This window comes from Actinomyces culturomici (assembly GCF_900499005.1).
Taxonomy (GTDB): domain Bacteria; phylum Actinomycetota; class Actinomycetes; order Actinomycetales; family Actinomycetaceae; genus Pauljensenia; species Pauljensenia culturomici.
Genome location: NZ_LS991316.1, coordinates 589,663 through 611,638 on the forward strand (window position 1 = coordinate 589,663; position 21,976 = coordinate 611,638).

Below are 21,976 nucleotides of genomic sequence, written 5' to 3' on the forward strand. Positions count from 1 at the left end.
CGTTCCTACGCTACCGTAGGTTACCCTCTCGCGGAGCTCGCCGCCCCGCCCTCGTCGATCTCAAAGGGACGTCACAGGCGCGTCGTCCTCAAACGGATCGTGTCCTTCATCGAACGAATGGTCTCGAGCGCATCGACGGGCAGCTCGGAGTTGATGTCCGTCAGCACGTAGCCCGTCTGGCCGGCCGTCGCGAGGATCTGGGCGCCGATGTTCGCCCCGGTCTCGGCGAAGGTATGGTTGACGCGCGCGAGAACGCCGGGAGTGTTCGTGTGGATGAGGCGGATCCGGTAGCGCGACTCCTCGGAGACCGGGAGCTGGAGATTCGGGAGATTGACCGACATGTCGGTCGAGCCCGTCGCCTCGTAGTCGGAGATCTTGTTCGCGACGAAGCGGCCGATGTCGTACTGGGCCTCTTCCGTCGACCCGCCGATGTGCGGCGTGAGGATGACGTTGTCGAGCTTGGCGAGCGGCGAGGCGAAGGGGTCGCCGTTCTTCTTCGGCTCCTCGGGGAAGACGTCGACCGCGGCGCCGGCGAGGTGGCCGTCGACGAGCGAGGCGTGAAGCGCGTCGATGTCGACGATGAAGCCGCGCGACAGGTTGATGAAGAGGGCGCCCGGCTTCATCATCGCGAACTCGCGGGCGCCGAAGAGGTTGGCGTTCGACTTCTGCCCGTCGACGTGGATCGAGACGATGTCCGCCTCGCGCAGGACGGACTCCATCGTCGGCATCTGGGTCGCATTGCCGAGGGCGAGGCGCTCCGCGGTGTCGTAGAAGATGACGTTGAGGCCCATCGCCTCGGCGAGGACGGAGAGCTGCGTGCCGATGTTCCCGTACCCGATGATGCCGAGGGTGTGGCCGCGGACCTCGTGGGCGCCGTCGGCCGACTTGTCCCAGATGCCGCGGTGGAGGCGCGAGTTCTTCACGGTGACGCGGCGGGAGAGGTCGATGATCTCGCCGATCGCGAGCTCGACGACCGAGCGCGTGTTCGAGTAGGGCGCGTTGAAGACGGAGATCCCGAGCTCCGTCGCGGCCGCGAGGTCGATCTGGTTCGTCCCGATGCAGAAGGCGCCGATCGCCTGGAGCTGCGGGTGGGCCTCGAGGACCTTCCGCGTGACGGTCGTCTTCGAGCGGATGCCGAGGTAGTCGACGCCCTCGAGGGCGCGGAGGAGTTCGGGCTCGTCGAGCGCCCCGGGATTGCGAACGACCTCGATCCCGTGCTTCGCGAAGACCTCGTCGGCGACCTTGTGGGGATTCTCGAGCAGGAGTGCGCGCGTCATGGCGCCATAGTGCCAGAAACGGCGCGGCGTCGAGCCGGGCGCCCGCCAGGCGGAAGGCCTACCACTCCTCCATGCCGGGCGGAAGCGGCGCGGAGTGGACGACGGCGAGATCGTGGGTCGAGCGCGTGAGCGCGACGAAGAGGTCGCCCGGCCCGTCGGCGAGGATCTCGGCGGGCTCGACGAGGACGACCGAATCGAACTCGAGGCCCTTCGACGCCGCGGCCGACAGGACCGAGACGCGCGAATCGAGGCCGCGGGCCCCCGTGAGGTCGGCGTCCCAGGCGGCGGCGCGCTCGGCGCCGACGAGGACGGCGATGCGGCCCGAGCCGGCGCCGGACTCGGCGTCGAGACGGGAGAGGGCGTCGCCCATCCGCGCGCTCGCGGCCGCCCACAGCGGATCCTCCTCCCGCGCGGTCGGCGAGCCGTCGCCGGGGACGAAGTCGACGCGGTAGCAATCGGGGACGTCGCGGACCGCGGTCATCGGGTGGGCGACCGGCTCGCCGATGCGGGCCATCACGCCTTCGGCGAGAGTCGTCAGGGTGCGGGGCGTCCGGTAGGAGACGGTGAGGACGTACTCGGCCTCGTAGGCGCGAGAGGCCGGTCCGAGGGCCTCGATCCACGTCTGCGGGCGGTGCGAGCCGCGGCGCTGGTCGAGGTCGCCGACGATCGTCATCGAGCGCGAGGGGCAGCGGCGCAGAAGGGCGCGCCACGCCATGGGGGAGAGGTCCTGCGCCTCGTCGACGACGATGTGCCCGTAGGCCCACTGCCGGTCGGCGGCCGCCTTCTCCGCGAGCGGCGTCCACTCGACCTCCGCGCGCGTCGAGGCGGCGAGCGCCTCGGCGGAGACGATCCCGCCTCCGAGGCCCTGGCCCTCGATCGCGGCGCGGGCCCTCTCGACCTCCTCGGCGTCCGCGGCGTCGCCCGCCTGGCGGCGCGCCCCGGGCAGCGGGCCGAGGAGCTCCTCGAGCTCGTCGAGGAGGGGCACGTCCGCCGGAGTCCACGGACCGGTCGATCGGGCGACGAGGGCGAGGTCACTCGCCGTGAGGGGACGGCCCGCGGCCTCGTTGATCCGCGCGAGGAGCGCGGGGCGCGCGTAGAGGCGCGCGAGGAGGGTGTGCGCGGAGGTCGGCATCCACGCGAGGTTGATGGCGCGGCGAGCGTCGATCGAGTCGCGGATCTCCGAGGTCCACGACGCGAGGTCCTCGTCGCTCACCCTGCCCGCGGAGTCGACGTCGCCGGCCTCGGTCGCGAGGCGCTTGGCGAGCTTCTTCATGAGCTCGAGGGCGAATCCCTCGCGCGCCTCGTTGTGGGTCTTGCGGGCGCGTCGCGCGTGGCGCTGCGCGGCGGCGACGTCGTCGGGGAGGAGGTCGACCTCGCGGTTCCACACGGAGAGGCGGACCGGCGCTTCGAGGGCGCGGGGGAGCGCGCGGACGGCCTCGGCGAGGAGGCGCGACCAGCCCGACCGGCCCTTGGCCTCGGCGACCCCGTGGGGCTCCGCGCCGGCCGCGGTCGTGCCGGGGAGGAGGTCGCCGATCGTCGTCGAGACGACGCCCGTCTCGCCGAGCGAGGGGAGGACCTGCTCGATGTAGCGGAGGAAGATCCGCGAAGGGCCGACGAGGAGGACGCCGGAGCGCTCGAGGCGCTCGCGTTCGGCGTAGAGGAGGTAGGCGATCCGGTGGAGGGCCACGGCGGTCTTGCCGGTGCCAGGGCCGCCCTGAACGACGACGAGCCCCTGCTCGACGGCGCGGATGATCCGGTCCTGCTCGGCCTGGATCGTCGCGACGATATCGCCCATGCGCCCGTCGCGCGCCTGGCCGAGCGCGCTCATGAGGGCGCCCTCGCCCTGGAGATCGAGGGCTGAGGCGCTGCCCGCCTCGAGGAGCTCGTCCTCGATCGAGGTGACGCGGCGGCGCTTCGTCTGGATATGGCGGCGGCGGACGACGCCGAGCGGGGCGACGGCGGTCGCCTGGTAGAAGGGCATCGCCGCGGGCGCGCGCCAATCGATGAGGAGGGGCGCGCCCGACTCCTCGGAGAGGGAGACACGGCCGATCCGGCGCACCGCGCCGCCGTCCAGATCGAGGCGGCCGAAGACGAGGCGCTCCTCGACGCCCTCGAGGCGGGCCGCCATGTCGCCGAGGTGCGAGGACAGGGCGTCGCGCTCCGTCCACGCCTGCGCGTTGCCGACGCCGTGGGTCGCGTGCGCCTTGCGCTGACTCTCGCGGTATGAGGCGCGCAGGGCGTCGAGACGCGAGTAGGCGGCGTCGACGAAGTCCTGCTCGGGGAGGACCTCGGGCGCCTCGGGCGTCGGGGGCTGGTCGGCCATGCGCGTGCCTCACTGGTCGGGTTCTGCGGCCATCCATTGTGCCCCATCCGACACTCGGGGGCTCATCGGCGCGCTCGCGGGAACCGGGGGATTCGCCGTCGGCGCAAAACGCCGTCGCGGCCGCGCCCTCGGCCCCGCATCCGGGTAGCGTGGAGGGACCAGCGGAGAAGACCGGGGAAGGGGGCCGCCATGCGATCGACCGACGAGCAGATGTTCGAAAGAGGACCCGCGGAGGACATTCGCTCCCGGATCCTCGTCGCCCACTTCTACGGGGCGATGGACGCGGGGGCCGCCGGGCGCCTCGCCGTCGGCGAGATGCTCCGCTCCCTCCCCTTCGAGCGCGTCGCGACCTTCGACGCGGACCAGTTCATCGACTACCGCTCTCATCGTCCGATCGTCACGGTGAAGGACTGGACGACCGAGTCGATGGAGACCCCCGAACTCGTCCTCGACAGGGTGAAGGACGACCTCGGGAACCCGATCCTCGTCCTCCACGGCCCCGAACCCGACGCGAAGTGGGAGACCTTCGCGCGGATCATCGGCGAGTTCGTCGCGGAGGCCGGCGTCGAGATCACCGTCTCCTTCCACGGCGTCCCCTCGGGCGTCCCGCACACGCGCCCGACGCCCGTCCACGTCCAGGCGACCGACGCTTCGCTCGTCCCCGCTCAGCCGAAGATGGCGACGACGATGCAGTTCCCGGCGCCTGCGACGACCTTCCTCCAGAACCGCCTCGCGGAGAGCGGCGTCAACGGCATCGCGCTCCTCGCGGCCGTCCCGTTCTACATGTCGGACACCGGGTATCCGGCCGGCGCCTCCGCCCTCCTCTCGTCCCTCTCCGACTTCGCCGACCTCTCGCTGCCCGTCGGCGAGCTCGAGCAGGGCGCCCACGAGGATCAGGGGACGATCGCCCAGCTCATCGAGCAGAACCCGGAGATCCTTCAGACCGTGTCCGCCCTCGAGGAGCACTACGACGCGTGGACGGGCGAGGGGAGCGGCGTGCCGCTCGGCGCCCTCGGCCAGAGGGAGAACCTCGAGAAGACCCGCAAGGAGTCGAAGGACATCGGCGACGTCATCGAGGCGTACCTCGCGAACCTCGAGGCCGAGGCGGAGCCCGAACCCGAGGAGGCGGAGCCCGAGAGCGGGCCCGCCGACGAGGATCCGCTCGCCGCCGCCCTGCGCCGCGTCGAGCTGCGCCGCAAGGACCCCGAGGCGGCCGCCCGCCTGCGCGCGCCCCTCCACCGCGCCCCCGGCGACGGGATCGACGAGGCCGGGGCGGCGAACCCCGACGGGCCCGCGGAGGACGCGCCCGGCGAGGACGGCGCCCCCGGCGACGATCGGGACGTCGCGGACGGGACGCGGAAGGATCACGAGGGCGGGTCCGAGGCGTCGCGTGACGCCTCCGACTGAGCCCGCGGTCCCCGAGCGCTCGCGCACGCCGATCCTCGTCTGGGCGTGCGCGATGTGCGTGTACGTCCTCGCCGTCGCGGCGAGGACGTCCCTCGGCGTCACCGGCGTCGAGGCGATGGACCGTTTCGGCATCGACGCGAGGGGCCTCGCCCTCTTCTCCTCCCTCCAGGTCGGCGTCTACGGGCTCGCCCAGATCCCTGTCGGCTCGGCCCTCGACCGCTTCGGGCCCAAGCGCCTCCTCGCCGTCGGCGCCGTCCTCGTCGCCCTCGCGCAGACGGCGATGGCCTTCGTCCCCTCGTTCTCGGGCGCGATGGCGGCGCGGGTGCTCCTCGGCATCGGGGACGCCACAGCCTTCGTCTCCGTCCTCCGCCTCGTCATCGCCTGGTTCCCGCCGCGATCCGTCCCGCTGTTCTCCCAGCTCACGTCGATCCTCGGGATGATCGGGCAGATCATCTCCTCCTGGCCCTTCCTCCGCCTGCTCCACGGCGTCGGCTGGTCGCAGGCGTTCCTCGCGATGTCCGGCCTCGGCCTCGCGGCCGCCCTCGTCGTCCTCGCGAGAGTCGACATGCCCGGGGGCTTCGCCCCGGCGCGCGCCGTGCCGGACACTCCGAGCGCGCCGCTGTCCGCAGCGCTCGCGACGCCCTGGACGTGGCTCGGGTTCTTCACCCATCTGTCGGGCGGCGTGGCCGCGATGACGTTCACTCTCCTGTGGGGCGTCCCCTTCATGACGCTCGGCCTGGGCGCGTCCCCGCACGAGGCGGCGAACGTCCTCGTCCTCTTCACCGGCGCGAACATGGCCTTCGGTCCGCTCGCCGGGCGCCTCACCACGCGGCGCCCTCGCCTGCGGATCCCCTTCGCCCTCGGGATCCTCGTCCTCGTGCTCGTCTCCTGGGCGATGGTGCTCCTGCGCGATGCGCCGACGCCGCTGTGGATGGTCGCCCTCCTCGCGATCATCCTCGCGGGGTCTCAGGTCTCCTCGACGGTCGCCTTCGACTTCGTCCGGCAGGGCGTGGGACCCGAACGCCTCGGCACCGCGACGGCGGCCGCGAACACCGGGGGATTCATCGGGACGCTGGTCTCCGTCGAGCTCATCGGCTTCGCCCTCGATCGCCTCGCCGACGACGGCTCCTACGGGTGGAACGACTTCCGACTCGCCCTCTGGCTCCAGGCGCCCCTCCTCCTCGTCGGCGGCATCGGGATCGTCGTCTGCGCGCTCGCGGCCCGTCGGACGCCCGAATGGCGCCGGCCCGCCTACCTCAGGGTCTGAGCGCCTCCGGCCGACCCGGTCCCGCGGCCCGCCCGCCGACCCGCCTATTCCGCGTGCGGCGCCCCTCCGGCTCCGCGCTCCTCATTCCGCCCCGTCCGGGGCGGCGGCCTCGCCCTCGTCGATCCGCGGATCGCGGAGGACCGGCGCGCCCGCGCACCACCGGCGCAGCGCGTCTCCGGACGTCGTTCGCGCTGGCAGGGGGAGACGCCGCAGTCGCCGATCGAGCTCGTTGACCGGGTAGGAGCCTCGCGGGCCGTCGTGCGCGACCACGAGGACGTTGCCGCGCCTGCCGGAGCGGCCGACCTTCGGGTCCTGGATCGAGCAGACGTCCTCGAAGACGCTCGAGATCGTCGCGATCTCGGCGCGCGCGTCCGCACCGCCGCCGTGCGCGCTATTGAGGAGGAGCAGACCGCAGGGCTTGAGCTTGGCGCGGGCGACCTCGGCGAACTCGCGGGTGGCCATATGAGAGGGGACGACGCCCGAGGCGAAGGCGTCGCGCACGACGACGTCCGCAGAGCCGTCGCGCAGGGACTCGAGGACGGCGCGCCCGTCGCCGACCCGGATCGCGAGGCGCGGGGCGCGCGGCAGATCGAACCACTCGCGGACTCCGGCGGCGAGCGCGGCGTCGACCTCGACGGCCGTCTGCCGCGACTCGGGGCGCAGGCGCGACCAGGCGAGCGGAAGCGCGCACCCCGCCGCCCCGAGGTGAACCGCGCGGACGGGCGCGCCCTCGGGGATCACGGCGTCGAGGGCGCAGGTCGCGTGCTGCATGTACTCGAACTCGAGAACCGTCGGATCGGCCGTGTCCAGGCACGAGGACTCGACCCCGTCGAGGAGGAGGGTGGCGAAGGGCCCGTCCCAACGGATCTCCACCCTCCCGGTGTCGACCTCGTGGAACTCGCTCCTGCGCGCTGATGCCCGGGCCATGGGGGACACTGTAGCCGTGGCGGCCGCGGGGCCGCCCGGAGCGACGAGGAGGGCCGACCGTGTCGAACGCGCCGCGCGACGCCCGGGGACGGAGGGACTGGGGCGACGACGACTCCGCCGCGCCGATCCTCCACGTCGACATGGACTCCTTCTTCGCGCAGGTCGAGCTCCTCGAGGACCCCTCCCTGCGCGGACGCGAGGTGATCGTCGGCGGGACCTCGAACCGCGGGGTCGTCACCTCGGCGACCTACGAGGCGCGGGCGCGCGGCGTCCGCGCCGGCATGCCGATGGCCCGGGCGCGCGCCCTCGCCCCCGACGCGATCGTCGTCCCCGCGCGGCGCGGCGCCTACTCGACCTACTCGCGGCGCGTCATGGGGATCCTCTCCGAGATCACCCCCGACCTCGAGCAGGTGAGCATCGACGAGGCCTTCCTCGACGTCGCGGGCGCCCGTCGCCGACTCGGCCCGCCGCTCCGCATCGGACGGCTGATCCGGACGCGCATCCGCCAGGAGGTCGGTCTGCCCGCCTCCGTCGGCATCGCCGCGACGAAGTCCGTGGCGAAGATCGCCTCCTCGAATGCGAAGCCCGACGGGCTCCTCCTCATCCCCGAATCCGCGACCGTCGACTTCCTCCACGGCCTGCCCGTCGGCGCCCTCTGGGGCATCGGCTCGGTGACCGCCGAGAAGCTCGAGAGGGCCGGGATCGACACGGTGGGCGACCTCGCGCATCTCGAGATGTCGCGGCTCGCCCGACTCGCCGGGGTCGCGGGCGCCCACCATCTCCACGACCTCGCCTGGGGGATCGACCGGCGTCGCGTCCGGGGCGGGCGCGAAGAGAAGTCGGTCGGCACCGAGCGGACATTCGAGGACGACCTGCGCTCGCGCTCCGAGGTCGAGGCGTTCCTCCTCGCCGCCTCCCACGACTGCGCGCGCCGTCTGCGCGAGCAGGACGCCGTCGCCTGGACGATCGTCCTCAAGCTCAGAGACCCCTCCTTCACGACGCTCACCCGCTCCACGACACTCCACGCCCCGACCGACGTCGGCCGGGTCGTCTTCGCCGCCGCCAAGGCGCTTTTCGACCGGGAGACGATGCCCGCCGGCGGGGTGCGCCTCGCCGGCGTGCGCTGCGAGGGCCTGCAGGCGCGCGACGGGGGAGTGGCCGTCGAACTCGACTCCGATGAGCGCCCGCTCGCCTCCGAGCGGGCGATGGACTCGGTGCGGACGAAGTTCGGGCGCGGCGCGCTGCGGCCGGCCACGCTCCTCGATCGTCCGCGTGGACCGGAATCGCCCGAGGGGCCCGCGACGCACTAGACTTTCCATCACAAGGACGCATCGCGCGCGAGGGAAGGAGGCGTCATGGCTCTGTCGGAGTACGAGAAGAAGGTTCTCGAGCAGATGGAGGCGGAATTCCGCCGCGCCGACCCGGAGCTCGCCTCCGAGATGTCGCGGCCGGTCGAGGACGCCCCCTCCGGCCCGCTCTCCCCGCGCCGCATCGCGATCGGCGCCGTCGTCGCCGTCGTCGGTCTCGGTGTTCTCATCGGCGCCGTGTCGCTCGGCTATTCGATCTGGTCGATCCTCCTCGGAGTCGTCGGCTTCATCCTCATGGTCGGCGGCGTGTGGTGCGCGATCTCCGCGCCGAAGGGCGCCGCGCGCCGGTCGCGCTCCCGTTCGAAGGGCGAGGGCGGGACCTGGCGCCGATTCATCGAGGATCAGGAGCGCCGCTGGCAGGAGCGCCGCGAGGACGACTGAGCCTCCCGCCTGAACGGCCCCCGTCGATCGGACGCCTCGACGCGCCCTCGGGAATCCCGAGGGCGCTTCTTCATGCCCGCGCGCCGCACCGCCCGCCGTCCCCACCTCTCACCACCGGGCGTTCCGCCCGCCCTCCCCGAGGGACGGGCTCCGGCGGAGATCCCCTCGACGCGGCAAGGTGATGCTCTCGGCGCGCGAAGGTGATGCTCTCGGCGCGCGAAGCTGATGCTCTCGCGGGGGCGCGCGACGCTCCGGATGAGAATTCCTCCCCACTTCTCCCCACCGGGATTTTGCCCAGTATTCATGCGGATTCTGATCGAAAGTGCATGAAGTTTCAGTGTATTGATCGCACTTGTGGGGGAGTGCGTGGGGTAAAGTGGGGGAAAGTGTTCCGCAGGGGAAGGCGGTGAGACATGTTCCTCGGTACGTACGAGCCCAAGCTCGACGACAAGGGGCGCGTGTTCCTCCCCGCCAAGTTCCGCGAGGACATGGAGGGCGGCATCGTCCTCACGAGGGGCCAGGAGCACTGCATCTACGCGTTCCCGGCCTCCCAGTTCGACGAGATGACGAAGGATCTGCTCACCGCGCCCCTGTCCTCCAAGCAGGCGCGCGACTGGATCCGAGTGATGCTCTCGGGCGCCTACAAAGAGGTCCCGGACAAGCAGGGGCGGATCTCCGTCCCCGCCGATCTGCGGACCTACGCCGGCCTCGGCCGCGAGCTCACCGTCATCGGCGCGGGCTCGAGGGCCGAGATCTGGAACTCCGACTCCTGGCGCGAGTACCTCGCCGTCCAGGAGGAGGTGTTCTCGCAGACCGCCGAGGAGATCATCCCCGGCATGTTCTGACCCGCACCGCGAGGTCTCCATCCAGGTTCCGACATCACTTCCCCGATGGCGGAGCCCGGTGGGGGACCTGGCGGTACGGACCGAACCCCGACTCAGGAAGGAGCGGACGTGGGGCAGTCCGATACCTCGCAGCGCCATACGCCCGTACTCCTCGACGAGTGCCTCGACATGCTCGCCCCCGCCCTCGACTCCGAGGGCGCCGTCCTCGTCGACTGCACGCTCGGCATGGGCGGCCACTCCGAGGGGGCGCTGCGGCGCTTCCCGAACATCCGCCTCATCGGCATCGATCGCGACCCCCAGGCGATCGCGCTCGCGTCCGAGCGCCTCGCGCCCTTCGCCGACCGCTTCACCGCCGTCCGCACGACCTACGACCACGTCGACGAGGTCGTCGCCGAGCACTCGCCGAGCGGGAGGGCGGACGCGATCCTCATGGACCTCGGCGTCTCGAGCCTGCAGCTCGACGAGGCCGACCGGGGCTTCTCCTATGCGGCCGACGCGCCGCTCGACATGCGCATGGACCCGACCTCGGGAATCTCCGCGGCCGAGCTCCTCGCGACCGCCCCCGAGAAGGAGATCGCCCGCATCCTCCGCGTCTACGGCGAGGAGCGCTTCGCCCCGCGGATCGCCCGGCTCATCGCCGAGCGGCGCGAGAAGGAGCCGCTCACCCGGACCTCGCAGCTCGTCGACATCGTCCGCGCCGCGATCCCCGCGCCCGCGCGTCGCACCGGCGGCAATCCCGCCAAGCGCACGTTCCAGGCGCTGCGCGTCGCCGTCAACGACGAGCTCACGATCCTCGAGCGCGCCCTGCCCGCGGCCCTGAGGAGCCTGCGGATCGGCGGGCGCCTCGTCGTCGAGTCCTACCAGTCCCTCGAGGACCGCATCGTCAAGGACGTCCTGCGCGCCGGCTCGACCGTCGACGCGCCGCCCGGCCTCCCCGTCATCCCCGAGTCGATGGCCCCGAGCCTCGAACTCCTCACCCGCGGAGCGCGCCTCGCCGACGAGGCCGAACGGGAGAAGAACCCCCGCTCCGCATCCGTGCGCCTCCGCGGCGCGCGGCTCGTCCGCGAATGGAAGGAGCTCGCATGAGCACCGCCGCCGCACAGACGCGCCCCGCGTCGAGGCCCGACAGGCTGCGCGCCGACGTCGCGGAACTCCGCGTCGTCGAGGGACGCCGCCCCGTCCGCTCCCTCCTCGCGCTCGCCGTCGCGACGATCGCCGTGATCCTCGTCGCCGCGCTCTCCTCGATGGTCCTCCACACGCGCATGGCCGAGACGGCGTTCGAGATCCGCGAGCAGCAGATCCAGCTCAACGAGCTCGACGCGCAGGCCTGGTCGATGCAGGCGACGCTCGAGCAGGCCGCCTCGCCCTCGTCCCTCGAGGCCGCGGCCCGCGCCCAGGGGATGGTGCCCGCCGGCACCACCGGATTCATCACCCTGAAGACCGGAACCGTTGAAGGCGGGACGCCCGCCAATTGAAGGAGAGGGATCGAATGACCACCGCGGTTCGACGGTCCCGGACGATCCTCGTCCTCGTCGTCGCCCTCCTGTGCCTCTGCGCGCTGAGGCTCGTGGACCTGCAGATCATCCAGGGTCCCGACCTCGCCGCGGAGGGCGAGCTCGTCCGCACCGCGAAGTCCGACATCGCCGCGAAGCGGGGCACGATCTCGGACGCGACGGGCGTCGTCCTCGCCGACTCGATCCTCACCTACGACATCGCCGTCAACCAGGTGAACATCCGCAACTACGTCCACTACGAGACGAAGACCGTCAAAGCCCAGAAGACGACCGTCGCCGTCGGTCGCGGCCCTGCCGAGGCCGCGCGACAGCTCGCCGACCTCCTCGGGATGTCCGCGGCCGAACTCGGCGGCAAGTTCCTCGGGAACTCGACCTACGTCTACGTCAAGCGGAACGTCGACGCCGTCACCTACCGGAAGATCCGCGCCCTCGACATCTACGGCATCGAGTGGGAGGCCGTCTACGAGCGGACCTACCCGAACGGGAACGTCGCCGCGCCCGTCGTCGGCACCGTCAACGCCGAGGGCGTCGGCTCCTCGGGCCTCGAGTCGCAGTTCGAGAAGCTCCTCGAGGGCACGCCCGGCGCCGAGGCCTTCGAGATCGCCCCGGACGGCGCGATCATCCCCGGCGGGAAGAAGACGACGGAGGAACCCGTCGACGGCGGATCGCTCACGGTCACCCTCCACGCCGACCTCCAGCACCTCGTTCAGGAGCTCCTCGACGCGAGGGTGCAGCAGCACGAGGCCGAATGGGGCTCGATCGTCGTCGAGGACGTCTCGACCGGCCAGATCCTCGTCCTCGCCGACTCGAATTCGACCGCGCCGGACAACGCGAATCCGCAACCCGTCGCGGCCGTGCAGTACGCCGTCGAACCCGGATCCGTCGGCAAGCTCGTCACCTTCGCGACCGCCCTCGAGCACGGGACGATCACCCCGACGACCTCCTTCCAGGTGCCCTACCAGCTCGATTACGAGGACGCCGGCGGGCCGATCACGGACTTCCACGAGCACGACACCGAGACCCTCACCGCGACGGGCATCCTCGCCGAGTCCTCGAACACCGGCACCGTCCTCGTCGGGCAGACCGTCACCGATCAGCAGCGCTACGACATGATGAAGGCCCTCAGCTTCGGCGAGGCGACCGGCATCGAGCTCGCCGGCGAAACCCCCGGCATCCTCCGTCCCGCCTCCGAGTGGGCCGGTCGCGACCGGTACGTCAACATGTTCGGCCAGTCGTACTCGATCTCGCCCCTCCAGGAGGCCTCCTTCATGGCGACGATTGCCAACGGGGGAGTGCGGATCGCCCCGAGGATCGTCAAGTCGTGGACGCACGCCGACGGCACCGTCGAGACTCCCGAACAGCCCTCGCCGACGCAGGCGATGTCCGCCGACACCGCGAAGACGCTCCTCAGGATGATGGAGTCCGTCGTCGACGACCCGCTCGGCACCGGCTCGACGGCGAAGGTCGACGGATACCGGGTCGCCGTCAAGACCGGCACCGCGGACATCGTCGTCGACGGCGCGCACGGCATCGTCTCGACGACCGCGGGCATCGTCCCCGCGGACTCGCCCCGCCTCGCGATCTCGGTCGTCCTCTACAATCCGAAGGTCGGCTACATCTCGTCCGATTCGTCCGCGCCCCTCTTCGGGGACGTCGCCGAGGCGGCCGTCCGGAACCTCGGGATCCCGGCGTCCCAGACCGCCGCGGATCTCTACCCGGCGACCCCGCAGCAGTGAAACGCGGATAATGGCGGGAAGCCCCGAAGGGAGAATCATGGAACGCTCAGCTCAGTGGATCGCCGACGCGGTCGGGGGACGACTCGTCGGCCCCGACGTCGCCGTCACGGGCCCGATCGTCACCGATTCGCGAGAGGCCGGCGCCGGGTCGCTCTACATCGCCCGTCGCGGGGAGACCTCCGACGGCCACGCCTACGCGGCCTCCGCGCTCGAACGGGGGGCCGTCGCGGTCCTCGTCGAGCGAGTCCTCGACCTCGACCCCGCCGTCGCCCAGATCGAAGTCGCGGAGTCGACCGAGGCGCTCGGCGCGCTCGCTCGCGCGCACCTCGCCGACCTCCGGTCCCGCGGTCCCCTCCGGGTGATCGCGATGACCGGCTCGGCCGGGAAGACGACGACGAAGGACCTCCTCTACTCGATCCTGCGCGCCGACGCGCCGACCGTCGCCCCGAAGCTCTCCTTCAACAACGAGGTCGGCCTCCCGCTCACCGTGCTCACCGCCGACGAGGACACGCGCTGGATGGTTCTCGAGATGGGTGCGTCCGGGCCGGGCCACATCGCCTACCTCACGCGGATCGCCCCGCCCGACGTCGCAATCGAACTCATGGTCGGCCACGCGCACCTCGGCGGCTTCGGCTCCGTCGAGGGCATCGCGAACGCGAAGGCGGAGCTCCTCACCGGATCGGTCGAGGGCGCGAGCGCGATCCTCAACGCCGACGACCCGCGCGTCCTCGCGATGGTGCCCCTCGCGAAGGGCCCGGTCCGCACCTTCTCGGCGAAGGGGGATCCGAACGCCGACGTGCGCGCCCGCGACATCGCGATCGACGACCACGGGCGCGCCCGGTTCGTCCTCGAGGCGCCCGAGGGGACCGGCGCCGTCCGCCTCGGAGTCGTCGGCGCCCACCACGTCAACAACGCGCTCGCCGCGATCAGCGGCGCTCTCGTCCTCGGCCTCGACCTCGACGCGGTCCTCGCGGCGGTCAACGGCCAGGGCGCTCTGTCCCCCCACCGGATGGACGTCGTCGACCTCGAGATCGGCGGAGTCCCCTTCACGCTCATCGACGACGCGTACAACGCGAACCTCGACTCGATGCGCGCCGGGCTCGCCGCCCTCGAGACGATCGGGGAGGGGCGCCCGAAGTTCGCGGTCCTCTCCGAGATGCTCGAACTCGGCGAGGAGTCCGCCGCCCTCCACCGCGAGGTCGGGGCGATGGCCGCGCTCGCCGGAGCGAAGTCGCTCGTCGTCCTCGGCGCCGACGCCCCCCACTACCTCGAGGGGGCCCGCGGAGTCGAGGGCGAGGCCGTCGGCGATGTCGAGGCAGCGGCCGACGCCCTCTGTGCGAGACTGGAGCCCCGCTCCGTCGTCCTCGTCAAGGGGTCCTACGGGTCGGAGTCGTGGAAGGTCGCGGATCTCCTCCGCGAGAAGGGAGCCCAGCGATGATCGGTCTCATCACGGCGTTCATCCTCGCGATGGCGCTGTCGATCCTCGGCACGCCCGTTCTCATCCGGTTCCTCATCACCCACCAGTACGGCCAGTTCATCCGACAGGACGGACCCACCCAGCACCTCACGAAGCGCGGCACGCCGACGATGGGCGGCCTCGTCATCATCGTCGCGACGATCGTCGCCTGGCTCGTCGGCTCGGCGATGTCGGGCGCGGGGCCCTCGTGGTCGGGCCTCTGCCTCCTCGTCCTCTTCGCGGGCCTCGGGCTCATCGGCCTGCTCGACGACGGCATCAAGATCATGCGCCAGCGGTCCCTCGGACTCCATCCGGGCGGGAAGATCATCGGTCAGATCGCGGTCGCCGTCCTCTTCGCGTGGATGTCGCTCTCACGACCGAACGTCCACGGGATCACGCCCGGATCGATGGCGATCTCCTTCGCCCGCCCCTCCGCCCTCACGCTGGCCTTCGCGGGCACGGCGGTCGGCGTCGTCCTCTACTTCATATGGACGAACTTCATCGTCGCCGCCTGGTCGAACGCCGTGAACCTCACCGACGGCCTCGACGGCCTCGCGACCGGCTGCTCGATCTTCGTCTTCGGCGCCTACACCTTCATCGCCTACTTCCAGCGGATCGAGTCGTGCTACTCGCGCAACGACAACGTCCTCGCCTGCTACTCGACCCGCGATCCGCTCGATCTCGCGATCTTCTGCACCGCCCTCATCGGCGCGCTCGCCGGCTTCCTCTGGTGGAACGCCTCGCCCGCGCAGATCTTCATGGGCGATACCGGCGCGCTCGCGCTCGGAGGCGCCGTCGCCGGCCTCTCGATCCTCACGAACACAGAGTTCCTCGCGATCATCGTCGGCGGCCTCTTCGTCGTCATCACGATGTCCGACGTCATCCAGATCTCCGTCTTCAAAGCGACCCGCAAGCGCGTATTCCGAATGGCGCCGCTCCATCACCACTTCGAGCTCAAGGGCTGGAAGGAAGTGACGATCGTCATCCGCTTCTGGCTCATCGCCGCGCTCTTCGCGATCGCCGGCGCGGGCCTCTTCTACGCCGAGTGGGTGGCCTCCCTGTGAGCGAGAAGGTCGCCGTCGTCGGCTGGGGGAAGTCCGGTCGGGCCGCCGCGCGCGCCCTCGTCTCACGAGGGCGCGAGGTCCGCGCCTTCGACCGCTCCGCCCCGGAGGTGCCGGCGGACGGCCTGGAGGCCGTCGAGGTCGAGGCGCAGGCCGATCCGGAACGACTCGCGGGAGCCGTGCTCGACTGGGGCCCCGACCTCGTCGTCGTGTCCCCGGGGATCCCCGCCCACGCGCCGATCTTCGCGCGCGCCGAGACGGCCGGAGTGTCCGTGTGGGGCGAGGTCGAACTCGCGTGGCGCCTCCAGGAGGAGGGGCCCCGCGCCGGCCGCCCCTGGCTCGCCGTCACCGGGACGAACGGCAAGACGACGACCGTCGGCATGCTCGGCGCGATCCTGCGCGCGAACGGCGAGAACGCCCTCGAGGTCGGCAACATCGGCACCCCGATCACCGAGGCGATCGACTCGGACGCCGAGGTCTTCGCCGTCGAGATGTCGAGCTTCCAGCTCCACACGGTCCGCACCGTCTCGCCCGAGGCGTCGATCTGCCTCAACGTCGACGCCGACCACCTCGACTGGCACGGGAGCGCCGAGGCCTACGCCGCCGACAAGGCGCGCGTCTACGAGCGCACGCGCGTCGCCTGCGTCTACCCGGCGGCGGATCGCGTCGTCGAGGAGATGGTGGAGAACGCGGACGTCGTCGAGGGAGCCCGTGCGATCGGGACGACCCTCGGGACGCCCGCCGTCTCCCAGGTGGGCCTCGTCGAGGGCGCCCTCGTCGACCGGGCCTTCCTCGAGGAGCGGCGCACGCGCGCGCTCCACCTCGCCGACCTCACCGATCTCGCCGGCGCCTACGGGCCGCATCCGAGCCCCGCGGTGGTCTCCGACGCGCTCGCCGCGGCCGCCCTCGCGCGCGCCCACGGCGTCGCCCCCGAAGCGGTCGCCGAGGGCCTTCGCGCCTTCCGCCCGGCCGGCCACCGCCGCGCCCTCGTCGGGACCGCCGCCGACCTCACGTGGATCGACGACTCCAAGGCGACGAACGCGCACGCCGCGAAGGCGTCGCTCGCGGGCATCCCCGCCGGTCGCGCGATCTGGATCTTCGGAGGAGACGCGAAGGGCCAGGACTTCACCGAGCTCATCGGGGCGGTCGCCCCGACCCTGCGCGGCGTCGTCGTCATCGGCGAAGACCGCGCGCCGCTGCTCGCCGCCCTCGCCGAGGGCGCGCCGGGCGTGCCCGTCGTCGAGGTCGACGGTCACGAGGACTGGATGTTCTCCGTCGTCAACGAGGCCGTCGCCCTGTCGCGACCGGGCGACGTCGTCGTCCTCGCGCCCGCGTGCGCGTCCTGGGACCAGTTCGACAACTACGGCCAGCGCGGCGACGTCTTCGCCGCCGCCGTCCAGCGCCTCGCCGACGGGTGGGGGAGCGCCGATGGCGACGGCGCGTGAGCGGCTCGCCCGGCTGAGGAACTCGATCCCGAGGATCGTCCTCGGCTCGGGCGACGCGTCCGAGAAGCCCGCGTCCCCGGTGGCGACCTACTACCTCGTCATCGTGCCGGCGCTCGTCCTCACGGTCTTCGGGCTCCTCATGGGATTCTCCGCCCAGTCGGTCACGGCGATCGCGGCGGGGGAGAATCCGTACACCGCCTATCTGCGGCCGGTCGTCATCATCCTCGTGGCCGTGGTCGTCGCCTTCATCGTCCACCGCGTGCCGATCGGCGCGCTGAAGCCCGTCGTGTGGTCGCTCTTCGGCATCGCGCTCTTCCTCCAGGCGCTCGTGAGGACGCCCCTCGGGCGCGCCGAGGGCGGCAATGCGAACTGGGTGTACATCCCCGGCCTGCCCTTCCTCCTCCAGCCGTCCGAGTTCCTCAAGCTCGCCCTCGTCCTCGCGCTCGCGAAGTCGCTCACGCACCCGGGCGCGAGGCTCGGGGACTGGAGGCAGATGCTCGTCAAGGCCGGCGGGCTCACGGGGATCTCGATCGTCTTCGTCCTCCTCGGCGGCGACATGGGCACCTCGCTCATCGTCGCGGCCGCCGCCTTCGGAGCGCTGTGGGTCGCGGGCCTGCCGAAGAAGTGGTTCCTCGCCCTCTTCGCCGCGGCCGTGCCCGTCCTCGCCTTCCTCGTCTTCTCGAACCCGACGAGGCTCCGCCGCATCCTCGCGATCCTCCCGGGCGGATCGACGCGCTCGGTCTCCGCGCCCGAGCAGATCGACCACTCCCTGTGGGCCTTCGGATCCGGCGGGCTCTCCGGCCTCGGGCCGGGCGCCTCGCGCGAGAAGTGGAACTATCTCCAGGCCGCCCACACGGACTTCATCTTCGCGATCGTCGGGGAGGAGTTCGGGCTTCTCGGCACGCTCTCCGTCCTCATCGCGCTCGGCCTCCTCGTGTGGGGCATGATCCGGGTCTCCGCCGCGGCGAAGGACCCCTTCGTCTCGATCGTCGCCGGCGGCGTCGCCTCGTGGATCGGCGTGCAGGCGGTCGTCAACATCTTCTCGGTGACGGGGATCGGCCCCGTCATCGGCGTTCCGCTCCCGCTCGTCTCGTACGGCGGCTCCTCCTTCCTCTTCACCGCCGTCGCCATCGGCGTCGTCGCCTCGTTCGCGAGGGCGGAAGCTGGTATGACAATGTGGGGGCATTCTGATCCCTCGACCCGCGGGCGCGATCCGCGGATCGCGCCCCGGCGCAGGCGCGCCGACCGGGCCACCGGCGGAAGGTAGGAGAATCGTGACTCGCAGGATCGTCGTCGCGGGCGGTGGCACCGCCGGACACGTCAACCCCCTCCTCTCGACCGCCGTCGAACTGAGGCGCCGAGGCGTCGACGTCGACGTCCTCGGCACGAAGGAGGGGCTCGAGGCGGACCTCGTCCCGGCGGCCGGATTCGCGCTCTCCGTCATCGACAAGGTCCCCTTCCCGCGCAGGCCCACCCCCTCCGCCCTCGCGTTCCCGCGCAAGTGGCGCAGGGCCGTCGCCGCCTGCGAGGACGTCGTCCGCGGCGCGGACTGCGTCGTCGGATTCGGCGGCTACGTCTCGACCCCGGCGTACCGGGCCGCGAAGAGGCTCGGCGTCCCGATCGTCATCCACGAGCAGAACGCCCGCCCCGGCCTCGCCAATCGCGTCGGCGCCCGGACGGCCGCGCTCGTCGCGCTCACCTTCACGAACACGCCCCTCACGGCCGCTCGCGGACGGACCGAGGTGACGGGGCTGCCGCTGCGCCCCGCGATCGCCGACCTCGCCCGCAAGCGCCAGGACCCTGCCTCGAGGCGGCCGGCCCGAGAGGAGGCCGCCGCCCGGCTCGGCGTCGACCCCGACGCCCCGACCCTCCTCGTCACCGGCGGCTCGCTCGGCGCCCTCCACCTCAACGAGGCGATGACCGCCGCGGCCACCCGCCTCCCCGAGGAGGCGCGCGTCGTCCACCTCACCGGCCGCGGGAAGGACGCCCCGGTCCGCGAGGCGATCGAGACGGCGGGGCTGACCGACCGCTGGCTCGTCCTCGACTACCTCACGACGATGGAGGACGCCCTCGCGGTCGCCGACCTCGTCGTCTGCCGCTCCGGAGCGGGAACGGTCGCCGAGATGACGGCGCTCGGCCTCCCGTGCGTCTACGTCCCCCTCCCCATCGGCAACGGCGAGCAGCGCCTCAACGCCCACGACCACGTCGCGGCCGGGGGCGCCCTCCTCGTCGACGACGCCGACCTCGACGCCGACTACGTCGCGGGGACCGTGTTCCCGCTCCTCGGCTCGACCGACCTCGAAACGATGGCCGCCGCCTCGGCCGGCCTCGGGCGCGTCGACGCCGCCTCCGACTTCTGCGACCTCATCGAAACGGTGATCGACAAGTGACCGACAACTCCCGCGCCCGCATCGACGGCGCCTTCCACTTCATCGGCATCGGGGGCGCCGGCATGTCCGTCGTCGCCGAGCTCCTCGCCGCCCGCGGCGCCCGCGTCTCCGGATCGGACCGCGCCGACTCCGAGGTCCTCGCCCGGCTCGCCTCCCTCGGGATCGCGACTGCCGTCGGCCACGACGCCGCGAACGTCCCCGAGGACGCGACCGTCGTCGTCTCGACGGCGATCCGCGAGACGAACCCCGAGCTCGCCGTCGCCCGCGAGCGCGGCCAGGAGGTCCTCCACCGCTCCCAGGCGCTCGCCCTCGCCGCCGCCGGCATGCGCTTCGTCGGCGTGGCCGGCGCGCACGGGAAGACGACGACCTCCGGCATGATCGCCGTCGCCCTGAGGACCGCGGGCCTCGACCCCTCGGTCGCGGTCGGCGGGATCGTCCCCCAATTCGGGTCGGGCGCCCACCTCGGCTCGGGCGACGTCTTCGTCGCCGAGGCCGACGAGTCCGACGGCTCCTTCCTCAACTATTCGCCGCGCATCGAGGTCGTGACGAACGTCGAGCCCGATCACCTCGACCGCTACGGCACCGCCGAGGCTTTCGAGGCGATCTTCGTCGAGTACGCGAAGCGCCTCGAGTACGGCGGGCTGCTCGTCTGCTGCGCCGAGGACGCGGGCGCGGCGCGGCTCGCCCAGTCCGCGCGCGCCCTCGGGACGCGGGTCGTCGCCTACGGCCGGCCCGCCGAGTCGGTCGTCTCGCCGGACCTCGTCATCGACGAGGTCGAGGCCGGCCCCTCGTCGACCGCCGCGACCGTCCGCCTCGGCGAGCGGTCCGCGCGCATCTCCCTCGGACTGCCGGGCCTCCACAACATCCTCAACGCCGCGGCCGCGTGGACGACGGGCGTCGAGCTCGGCGTCGAGCCGACCGCCATGGCCGAGGCCCTCTCCGCCTTCACGGGCACCGCCCGCCGCTTCGAACTGCGCGGCGAGGTCGACGGCAAACGCGTCATCGACGACTACGCCCACCACCCGACCGAGGTCGCCGCCGCGATCGCCGAGGCCCGGATCGCGGCCGAGGGAGCCCCGGTCGTCGTCGTCTTCCAGCCGCACCTCTTCTCGCGCACCCGCTTCTTCGCCGACCGGTTCGCGCAGGCCCTGTCCGCCGCCGACCGCGTCGTCCTCGCCGACATCTACGCGGCGCGAGAGGACCCCGAGCCCGGCGTCACCTCCGCCCTCATCGCGGACCGCGTCGAGGGGGCCCTTTACATCCCCGACATGCACGAGGCCGCCCGGACGGCGGCCCGCGAGTGCGGCCCGAACGGCATCGTCCTCACGATGGGCGCCGGGTCGATCACCGTCTGCGCCGACGACGTCCTCGACGAATGGCGGTCCGCCCAGGGGCGCGCGTGAAGCCGCCCGCCCCGCGGCGCCCCTCCGCCCCCGAACCCGATCGACGAGGGCGGAGCGCGCGCGCCGACACGGCGGGGAACTCGGGCGCCGGGTCGGCGGGGTCTTCTCGCGGATCCGGCGGATCCGTCGCCCGCGCCGCGAATTCCGAGTCCGAAACCCCGGTCGCAGGCACCCGAGGCGCCCGAGCCGCGTCCTCGTCGCCCGAGACCCCGCTGGCCGGAGAGCCCGCGCCGAACGGCCGGGGACGACGGACCGGCCCTCTGCGCCCGCCGTCCCCCGTCCGGCCCGGCCGCGGCGCGCGCGCAGAGCTCTCCCGACCCGTCGGCCAGGCGGACGCCGCGTCGATCCTCGGGTCGCGCGACGCCGCGCCCGCGACGGACTTCGCCGCCCGCCGCGCCGAGAGGGACCGCGCGAAGCGCGCCTTCTACGCGCGCACCGGATTCATCGTCGTCGCGGGCATCGCCCTCGTCGCCGCGATCGTCTGGGCGCTCCTCTTCTCGCCGCTCCTCGCGCTCGACGCGAACCGGATCACGGTGACGGGCGCGCAGGACGGCGTCATCTCGGCCTCCGAAGCGACCGCCGCGGCGACGCCCTACGTGGGAACCCCGCTCCCACGCGTCCCGACCTCGTCGATCGCGGCCGCGATCGAGAAGAATCCCGTGGTCGCCGGCGCGGCGGTGACGCGACGCTGGCCCGCGGGCCTCGGAATCGCGCTCACGCTGCGGGAGGCGGCGATGGTGGAGGGCTCCCAGGGCGCCTACCGACTCGTCGACTCCGGCGGCGTCGCGTTCCGGACCGTCGCCGAACTGCCCGACGGGCTGCCCGTCGTCTCCCTCCCCGCGGAGGAGGGGAGGGCCGAAGCCGCGGCCGACGCCCTCGCGGTCTGGAACGCGCTCGGCAAGGTCCTCCAGCCGCAGGTCGCGCTCGTGAGCGCGGACGGGAAGACCCTCACGCTCTCGTTGACGAACGGCGCGACCGTCAAGTGGGGGACGAACGAGGACTCCGCCCTCAAGGCGAAGGTCCTCGAGGTGCTCGTCGCCCAGCGCGGCGCCTCCGTCTACGACGTGTCCGCGCCAGCGCACCCCGTGACGTCCTGACGCGCGCGACACGCCCGCGTGTCCCCTTGAAGGAGGGCCGGACCCTCCCTACCTTTCTCCCGGACACGAGCAGGGAGAAG

The 21,976-nt window shown here is 72.3% G+C and carries 17 protein-coding genes and 1 pseudogene; 15 read left to right on the forward strand and 3 right to left on the reverse strand.

Annotation, left to right across the window (positions count from 1 at the left end; genetic code table 11):
• Nucleotides 1-71: 71 nt before the first annotated feature.
• Nucleotides 72-1,277: a phosphoglycerate dehydrogenase gene (serA, locus tag DY157_RS02545; protein WP_115727087.1), complete on the reverse strand. Its 1,206-nt coding sequence runs from the start codon at nucleotides 1,275-1,277 to the stop codon at nucleotides 72-74.
• Nucleotides 1,278-1,335: 58 nt separating this feature from the next.
• Nucleotides 1,336-3,600 (reverse strand): HelD family protein, encoded by a 2,265-nt coding sequence (locus DY157_RS02550; protein WP_115727088.1) that lies wholly within the window; start codon nucleotides 3,598-3,600, stop codon nucleotides 1,336-1,338.
• 189 nt (nucleotides 3,601-3,789) lie between these two features.
• Between DY157_RS02550 and DY157_RS02555 the strand changes: the two genes are divergently transcribed.
• Nucleotides 3,790-5,007: a PAC2 family protein gene (locus DY157_RS02555; RefSeq protein WP_115727089.1), complete on the forward strand. Its 1,218-nt coding sequence runs from the start codon at nucleotides 3,790-3,792 to the stop codon at nucleotides 5,005-5,007.
• Complete coding sequence (locus DY157_RS02560; protein WP_115727090.1) at nucleotides 4,991-6,274, forward strand: MFS transporter; 1,284 nt, start codon at nucleotides 4,991-4,993, stop codon at nucleotides 6,272-6,274. Before DY157_RS02555 ends, DY157_RS02560 begins: the two co-directional genes overlap by 17 nt.
• 81 nt (nucleotides 6,275-6,355) lie before the next feature.
• Here the strand turns inward: DY157_RS02560 and DY157_RS02565 are convergent.
• A pseudogene (locus tag DY157_RS02565) lies at nucleotides 6,356-7,216 on the reverse strand (spermidine synthase); the annotation flags it as partial.
• Between the two features lie 44 nt (nucleotides 7,217-7,260).
• Between DY157_RS02565 and dinB the strand changes: the two are divergent.
• From dinB to DY157_RS02630, 13 genes are all read left to right on the forward strand, one after another.
• Nucleotides 7,261-8,511 carry a DNA polymerase IV gene (gene dinB / locus DY157_RS02570; RefSeq protein ID WP_115727092.1) on the forward strand — a complete coding sequence of 417 codons (1,251 nt, stop codon included), beginning with the start codon at nucleotides 7,261-7,263 and terminating at the stop codon, nucleotides 8,509-8,511.
• Nucleotides 8,512-8,556: 45 nt separating this feature from the next.
• Nucleotides 8,557-8,949: a DUF3040 domain-containing protein gene (locus DY157_RS02575; RefSeq protein WP_115727093.1), complete on the forward strand. Its 393-nt coding sequence runs from the start codon at nucleotides 8,557-8,559 to the stop codon at nucleotides 8,947-8,949.
• A 413-nt stretch (nucleotides 8,950-9,362) separates the two neighbouring features.
• On the forward strand, nucleotides 9,363-9,794 hold the full coding sequence (gene mraZ / locus DY157_RS02580; RefSeq protein ID WP_115727094.1) for a division/cell wall cluster transcriptional repressor MraZ: 432 nt from the start codon (nucleotides 9,363-9,365) through the stop codon (nucleotides 9,792-9,794).
• A gap of 108 nt (nucleotides 9,795-9,902) precedes the next feature.
• Complete coding sequence (rsmH, locus tag DY157_RS02585; protein WP_268876484.1) at nucleotides 9,903-10,880, forward strand: 16S rRNA (cytosine(1402)-N(4))-methyltransferase RsmH; 978 nt, start codon at nucleotides 9,903-9,905, stop codon at nucleotides 10,878-10,880.
• Nucleotides 10,877-11,269: a hypothetical protein gene (locus tag DY157_RS02590; RefSeq protein WP_115727096.1), complete on the forward strand. Its 393-nt coding sequence runs from the start codon at nucleotides 10,877-10,879 to the stop codon at nucleotides 11,267-11,269. Before rsmH ends, DY157_RS02590 begins: the two co-directional genes overlap by 4 nt.
• A 14-nt stretch (nucleotides 11,270-11,283) precedes the next feature.
• On the forward strand, nucleotides 11,284-13,044 hold the full coding sequence (locus tag DY157_RS02595; RefSeq protein WP_115727097.1) for a peptidoglycan D,D-transpeptidase FtsI family protein: 1,761 nt from the start codon (nucleotides 11,284-11,286) through the stop codon (nucleotides 13,042-13,044).
• Between the two features lie 37 nt (nucleotides 13,045-13,081).
• Nucleotides 13,082-14,482, forward strand: a complete 1,401-nt coding sequence (locus DY157_RS02600; RefSeq protein WP_115727098.1) for a UDP-N-acetylmuramoyl-tripeptide--D-alanyl-D-alanine ligase — start codon at nucleotides 13,082-13,084, stop codon at nucleotides 14,480-14,482.
• The gene (gene mraY, locus DY157_RS02605; RefSeq protein WP_115727099.1) at nucleotides 14,479-15,564 is read left to right on the forward strand and encodes a phospho-N-acetylmuramoyl-pentapeptide-transferase; all 1,086 of its coding nucleotides are present in this window, start codon (nucleotides 14,479-14,481) and stop codon (nucleotides 15,562-15,564) included. Before DY157_RS02600 ends, mraY begins: the two co-directional genes overlap by 4 nt.
• Entirely contained in the window at nucleotides 15,561-17,006 is a 1,446-nt protein-coding gene (gene murD, locus DY157_RS02610) for a UDP-N-acetylmuramoyl-L-alanine--D-glutamate ligase (protein WP_115727100.1), read from the forward strand. The genes mraY and murD overlap by 4 nt, the downstream gene beginning before the upstream one ends.
• Nucleotides 16,990-18,273 (forward strand): FtsW/RodA/SpoVE family cell cycle protein, encoded by a 1,284-nt coding sequence (locus DY157_RS02615; RefSeq protein WP_115727101.1) that lies wholly within the window; start codon nucleotides 16,990-16,992, stop codon nucleotides 18,271-18,273. The genes murD and DY157_RS02615 overlap by 17 nt, the downstream gene beginning before the upstream one ends.
• A 7-nt stretch (nucleotides 18,274-18,280) precedes the next feature.
• Nucleotides 18,281-19,396: a UDP-N-acetylglucosamine--N-acetylmuramyl-(pentapeptide) pyrophosphoryl-undecaprenol N-acetylglucosamine transferase gene (locus DY157_RS02620; protein WP_115727102.1), complete on the forward strand. Its 1,116-nt coding sequence runs from the start codon at nucleotides 18,281-18,283 to the stop codon at nucleotides 19,394-19,396.
• Between the two features lie 62 nt (nucleotides 19,397-19,458).
• Nucleotides 19,459-20,799, forward strand: coding sequence for a UDP-N-acetylmuramate--L-alanine ligase (gene murC / locus DY157_RS02625; protein ID WP_235827103.1), 1,341 nt, complete (start codon nucleotides 19,459-19,461; stop codon nucleotides 20,797-20,799).
• Nucleotides 20,796-21,896: a cell division protein FtsQ/DivIB gene (locus tag DY157_RS02630; protein ID WP_160159419.1), complete on the forward strand. Its 1,101-nt coding sequence runs from the start codon at nucleotides 20,796-20,798 to the stop codon at nucleotides 21,894-21,896. The genes murC and DY157_RS02630 overlap by 4 nt, the downstream gene beginning before the upstream one ends.
• The last annotated feature ends 80 nt before the right edge of the window (nucleotides 21,897-21,976 follow it).

Coding starts and splice junctions, on each gene's coding strand:
- DY157_RS02615 (WP_115727101.1), top strand. CDS start 16,990: ATGGCGACGGCGCGTGAGCGGCTCGCCCGGCTGAGGAACTCGATCCCG.
- DY157_RS02600 (WP_115727098.1), top strand. CDS start 13,082: ATGGAACGCTCAGCTCAGTGGATCGCCGACGCGGTCGGGGGACGACTC.
- DY157_RS02575 (WP_115727093.1), top strand. CDS start 8,557: ATGGCTCTGTCGGAGTACGAGAAGAAGGTTCTCGAGCAGATGGAGGCG.
- murC (WP_235827103.1), top strand. CDS start 19,459: ATGTCCGTCGTCGCCGAGCTCCTCGCCGCCCGCGGCGCCCGCGTCTCC.
- DY157_RS02595 (WP_115727097.1), top strand. CDS start 11,284: ATGACCACCGCGGTTCGACGGTCCCGGACGATCCTCGTCCTCGTCGTC.
- DY157_RS02555 (WP_115727089.1), top strand. CDS start 3,790: ATGCGATCGACCGACGAGCAGATGTTCGAAAGAGGACCCGCGGAGGAC.
- DY157_RS02550 (WP_115727088.1), bottom strand. CDS start 3,600: ATGGCCGACCAGCCCCCGACGCCCGAGGCGCCCGAGGTCCTCCCCGAG.
- DY157_RS02590 (WP_115727096.1), top strand. CDS start 10,877: ATGAGCACCGCCGCCGCACAGACGCGCCCCGCGTCGAGGCCCGACAGG.
- mraY (WP_115727099.1), top strand. CDS start 14,479: ATGATCGGTCTCATCACGGCGTTCATCCTCGCGATGGCGCTGTCGATC.
- serA (WP_115727087.1), bottom strand. CDS start 1,277: ATGACGCGCGCACTCCTGCTCGAGAATCCCCACAAGGTCGCCGACGAG.
- mraZ (WP_115727094.1), top strand. CDS start 9,363: ATGTTCCTCGGTACGTACGAGCCCAAGCTCGACGACAAGGGGCGCGTG.